The sequence below is a fragment of the Pseudomonas sp. R62 genome (genome assembly GCF_000257605.1).
Taxonomy (GTDB): Bacteria; Pseudomonadota; Gammaproteobacteria; order Pseudomonadales; family Pseudomonadaceae; genus Aquipseudomonas; species Aquipseudomonas atacamensis.
This window is the reverse complement of record NZ_AHZM01000929.1, coordinates 1-763: the sequence shown is the minus strand read 5'-3', so window position 1 is coordinate 763 and position 763 is coordinate 1. Positions and strand designations below refer to the sequence as shown.

Below are 763 nucleotides of genomic sequence, written 5' to 3'. Positions count from 1 at the left end.
AGGGTCTTCAGTTCATCAATCAGCGCAGGATTGGTCATCGACAGAACTCTCGAACAGTTCATGGTCATCCTGAGAACGCTTCACGTCGCAGGAATGAGTGTTTAGCGGGGTGGCTATGCTAGCATACCGACCCCGCAGGACAGTGCCCAAGGCCAGATCCGCGGTGACGGCTTTGTTGCCGTGCGGGTCAGCTCCAGGCTGCTCCCTCCCTGCCATTTTTCTCCGGGATACAGGTTTACGCAGATGAGCAAGACTTCTCTCGATAAGAGCAAGATCAAGTTCCTTCTTCTCGAAGGCGTCCACCAATCGGCTGTCGACGTCCTCAAGGCGGCGGGCTACACCAGCATCGAATACCTGACTGGTTCCTTGCCGGAAGCCCAGCTCAAGGAAAAGATCGCTGACGCTCACTTCATCGGCATTCGCTCGCGCACGCAACTGACCGAAGAGATCTTCGATCACGCGAAGAAACTGGTCGCGGTCGGCTGTTTCTGCATCGGCACCAACCAGGTTGACCTCAGTGCGGCCCGCGAGCGCGGTATTGCCGTGTTCAACGCGCCGTACTCCAACACCCGTTCCGTAGCCGAGCTGGTACTGGCCGAAGCGATCCTGCTGCTGCGCGGCATCCCTGAGAAGAATGCATCCTGCCACCGTGGCGGCTGGATCAAGTCCGCCGCCAACTCGTTCGAGATCCGTGGCAAGAAGCTGGGCATTGTCGGCTACGGCTCGATCGGCACGCAGTTGTCGGTGCTGGCTGAAGGCCTGG

At 58.8% G+C, this 763-nt stretch carries 1 protein-coding gene; it reads left to right on the top strand.

The window, feature by feature from the left end; all coding sequences use genetic code 11:
- Positions 1-243 precede the first annotated feature (243 nt).
- On the top strand, positions 244-763 hold a 520-nt coding region (locus OQK_RS01175), incomplete at its 3' end, for an NAD(P)-dependent oxidoreductase (RefSeq protein WP_016770740.1).